This is a genomic window from Micrococcus sp. LASM2_SD2, from assembly GCF_057364565.1.
Window position 1 is genome coordinate 1 of the sequence record NZ_JBNFOB010000238.1, and the last position, 3,437, is coordinate 3,437.

The 3,437-nt window shown below is 72.3% G+C and carries 4 protein-coding genes and 1 pseudogene; 1 reads left to right on the top strand and 4 read right to left on the bottom strand.

Going from position 1 to position 3,437, the window contains the following annotated elements:
- Positions 1 to 445 (top strand): annotated as a pseudogene (locus AC2W7A_RS10610) (hypothetical protein); the annotation flags it as partial.
- A 138-nt stretch (positions 446 to 583) separates the two neighbouring features.
- On the opposite strand, the gene hisF reads toward AC2W7A_RS10610, so the two are convergent.
- The 4 genes from hisF to pnuC all read right to left on the bottom strand — a co-directional run bounded on the left by hisF (position 584) and on the right by pnuC (position 3,366).
- Positions 584 to 1,354, bottom strand: a complete 771-nt coding sequence (hisF, locus tag AC2W7A_RS10615; protein WP_485991323.1) for an imidazole glycerol phosphate synthase subunit HisF — start codon at positions 1,352 to 1,354, stop codon at positions 584 to 586.
- 49 nt (positions 1,355 to 1,403) lie between these two features.
- Positions 1,404 to 2,252 carry an ATP phosphoribosyltransferase gene (gene hisG, locus AC2W7A_RS10620; protein WP_485991324.1) on the bottom strand — a complete coding sequence of 283 codons (849 nt, stop codon included), beginning with the start codon at positions 2,250 to 2,252 and terminating at the stop codon, positions 1,404 to 1,406.
- Positions 2,253 to 2,306: 54 nt separating this feature from the next.
- A complete protein-coding gene (locus AC2W7A_RS10625) occupies positions 2,307 to 2,570 on the bottom strand; it encodes a phosphoribosyl-ATP diphosphatase (RefSeq protein WP_485991325.1) in 264 nt (87 codons plus the stop codon).
- An 85-nt stretch (positions 2,571 to 2,655) separates the two neighbouring features.
- Positions 2,656 to 3,366 carry a nicotinamide riboside transporter PnuC gene (gene pnuC, locus AC2W7A_RS10630; protein WP_485991326.1) on the bottom strand — a complete coding sequence of 237 codons (711 nt, stop codon included), beginning with the start codon at positions 3,364 to 3,366 and terminating at the stop codon, positions 2,656 to 2,658.
- Positions 3,367 to 3,437: the final 71 nt, after the last annotated feature.

Sequence of the window (3,437 nt, forward strand, 5' to 3'; positions counted from 1 at the left end):
CGTGGGCAGGACTCCGGCCGCCCGCCGGGGCCGCGGACGGGTGGCCGGGCTCGTGCGCTCGGCCGCGGCACGGCTGCGCCGCACCTCCGTGGGATCGACCGTGGCGGACCAGGTGCAGCTGCTCGAGTTCTACGTGCACACCGAGGACGTCCGCCGTGCCCAGGACCGCTGGGCACCCCGCATCCTCGCCGACGACTACGCGGACACCCTCTACCGGCACCTGAAGGGCCGCGCGAAGCTGCTCTACCGGTCGGAGTCGACCGGTGTGGAGCTGGAGCGTCGCGCCCGTCCCGCGTCCCGGGTGGACAACTCGCCGGTGATGGTGAAGGCCCCCGGCGACGACGGCCGCACCCTCCACGTCACCGGTCCCGCCGGCGAGCTCGTCATGCATGCCTTCGGGAGGCGGACCGCCGCCCTGGTGCTCGAGGACGTCGTCGATGCCTGAACGGGACCGGCGGCACCCGGAGTGGGCCGCAGTGGGCCGCACGGAGCAGACCCTGCGGCGCACGCAGTCAGCCTCGGCCGGCACCGTGCGGGCGGCGGCCCGGAATGCCCGGGCGGGTGGCCGTCGTCCCCGTTCGGCTCAGCGCACGACGTGGCCGGCCGTGCGGAGGGCGTCCTTGACGGAGGACAGCATGTGGTCCGGCCCGAAGTGGAAGATCGAGGCGGCCAGGACCGCGTCGGCGCCGGCGGCGACGGCCGGCGGGAAGTGCTCCGGTCGCCCCGCGCCGCCGGAGGCGATGAGCGGCACGTTCGTCACGGCGCGCACGTCGCGGATCATCTCCAGGTCGAAGCCGTCCCGGGTGCCGTCGGCGTCGATGGAGTTCAGCAGGATCTCCCCCACGCCGCGCTCGGATGCCTCACGGCACCAGGCGACGGCGTCCAGTCCGGTGCCGGTGCGGCCGCCGTGCGTGGTGACCTCGTAGCCGGACGGGCAGCCGGGGTCCGTGGTGCGGCGGGCGTCGAGGGAGAGCACCAGCACCTGGGAGCCGAAGCGCCGGGTGATCTCCGTGATGACCTCCGGCCGGGCGACCGCCGCCGTGTTGACGGAGGCCTTGTCCGCGCCGACGCGCAGCAGCCGGTCCACGTCCTCCGCCGTGCGGACTCCCCCGCCCACGGTGAGCGGGATGAAGACCTCCTCGGCGGTGCGCGTGACCACGTCATAGGTGGTCTCCCGGTCCGCGGTGGAGGCCGTGACGTCCAAGAACGTGAGCTCGTCCGCGCCCGCCGCGTTGTAGCGGCGGGCCAGCTCCACCGGGTCTCCGGCGTCGCGGAGGTCGGCGAAGTTCACGCCCTTGACCACGCGCCCGGCGTCCACGTCCAGGCAGGGGATGACTCGGACGGCGACGGCCATGGTGGGCTCCTGTTCGTTCGGCGGGTGTGGTGCTCGGCGGCGCGGGCGCTCAGAGGCGGATCGCGTGGATCTCCGAGACGAGGATGGCGCGGGCCCCGAGCCCGTAGAGCTCGTCCATGACCCGATGCACGTCCTCCTGGCGGACCATGGAGCGCACCGCGACCATGGACTCCTCCTGCAGCGGGGAGATGGTCGGGGACTCCAGGCCGGGGGTGACGGCGGTGGCGCGCTCGAGCAGGGACTTGTCCACGTCGTAGTCGATCATCAGCCAGCGGCGGGCCACGAGCACGCCCTGCAGGCGGCGCAGCAGCACGTCCAGGCCCTCGGGGTGCTTGCCGGTCTGGCCGATCATGATGGCCTCGGAGGAGAGGATCGGGTCCCCGAAGACCTCCATGCCGGCGGCGCGGAGGGTGTTGCCGGTCTCCACCACGTCCGCGATCGCGTCGGCCACGCCGAGCGAGACGGCGGACTCCACGGCCCCGTCCAGGTGCACGATCTCGGCGTCCAGGCCGATCTTCTCCAGGTAGGCGGCGAGCAGGCCGTCGTAGCTGGTGGCGATGCGCCGGCCGGCCAGCTGCTCCGTGGCCGTGAACGTGCCGACCGGTGCGGCCAGGCGGAAGGTGGAGGCGCCGAAGCCGAGGGCCATGATCTCCTCGGCGGTGTCCTTCACGCGGGCGTCGGCGAAGAGGTCGCGGCCGGTGAGGCCCACGTCCAGGCTGCCCTGGCCCACGTAGACGGCGATGTCACGGGGACGCAGGTAGAAGAACTCCACCTGGTTCTCCGGGTCCACGAGGACGAGCTCGCGAGAGCTGCGGCGCTGGCGGTAGCCGGCCTCGGTGAGGATCTCGGTGGCCAGTTCGGACAGGGCGCCCTTGTTCGGGACGGCGATGCGGAGCATGTCTGTGATGTCCTTCCTGGACTCAGGGGGCAGGGCCTCAGCGGTGGCGTGGCCTCAGAGGTGGCGGTAGACGTCCTCGAGGGTGAGGCCTTTGGCGATCATCATGACCTGCAGGTGGTAGAGCAGCTGGGAGATCTCCTCGGCGGCGGCCTCGTCGGACTCGTGCTCACAGGCCATCCAGACCTCGGCGGCCTCCTCCACGACCTTCTTGCCGATCTGATGGACGCCGGCGTCCAGCTCGGCCACGGTCCCGGAGCCGGCGGGGCGCTCCTGCGCCTTGCGGGTCAGTTCGTCGAAGAGGGAGTCGAAGGTCTTCACGGGGGTCAGCGTAGCGAGACCGGGCACCGCGGGTGCGGTGCCCGGTCCCAATGTGACGCCCTGGTGACGTGACAGGTCCCGCCGGTCAGCGGGCGGAACGGTCCTCGTCCGGGCCGTCCGGCAGGAGGGTCTCCACCTGCGGCTTCTCCGTGGCCTTGGCCCGCACCCAGACGAAGAACCCGACGAGCGTGAAGATGCCGTAGAACAGGTACATGAACGCGGAGGCGTAGTAGCCGGAGGACCACAGCAGCGGCACACCGACGACGTCCACCGCCACCCAGATGAGCCAGAACTCCACCCAGCCCTTCGCCATGCCGTAGGTCGCCAGCAGCGAACCGACGAAGGTCCAGGCGTCGGCCCACACCGGCTCCCAGGAGCCGAGCGCACGGAACACCGGGGTGAGCACCACGGTGCCCACCACCATGCCGAGGACCAGGAAGGTCCGTCCTCCCCAGCCCGCCCACTCGGGGGTGATCGCGGTGCCGTCCTCTCCCCCGGCGTCCTCGCGGGCCCGGCGCCAGCGCACCCAGCCGTAGACGGAGACCGCGATGAACATGATCTGCCGCCCTGCCTGGCCCAGCAGCGTGGCGTGGTCCGCCCCGCCGAACAAGGAGGACAGGAAGACGGTGAGCAGGATGACGTTCCCGACGATGCCGGCCGGCCAGGCCCACACCTTGCGGCGCATACCTCCCAGTGCGGAGGCGAGGCCGAAGACGTTGCCGACGACCTCGCGGACGAGCAGGCCGCCGCCGGCGACCGGGATGTACCAGTCGAACAGGTCCAGCAGCCACTGCATCAGAGGGTCCGCCCATCCGTCCGGGCGGCGCGCTCCGCGTGCGGGGCCGGCGCGGCCCCCGGCACGGCGCG

Bases quoted from the DNA above. Each gene is read 5' to 3' on its own strand.
- pnuC (WP_485991326.1), bottom strand. From the start codon at position 3,366: ATGCAGTGGCTGCTGGACCTGTTCGACTGGTACATCCCGGTCGCCGGC.
- hisG (WP_485991324.1), bottom strand. From the start codon at position 2,252: ATGCTCCGCATCGCCGTCCCGAACAAGGGCGCCCTGTCCGAACTGGCC.
- hisF (WP_485991323.1), bottom strand. From the start codon at position 1,354: ATGGCCGTCGCCGTCCGAGTCATCCCCTGCCTGGACGTGGACGCCGGG.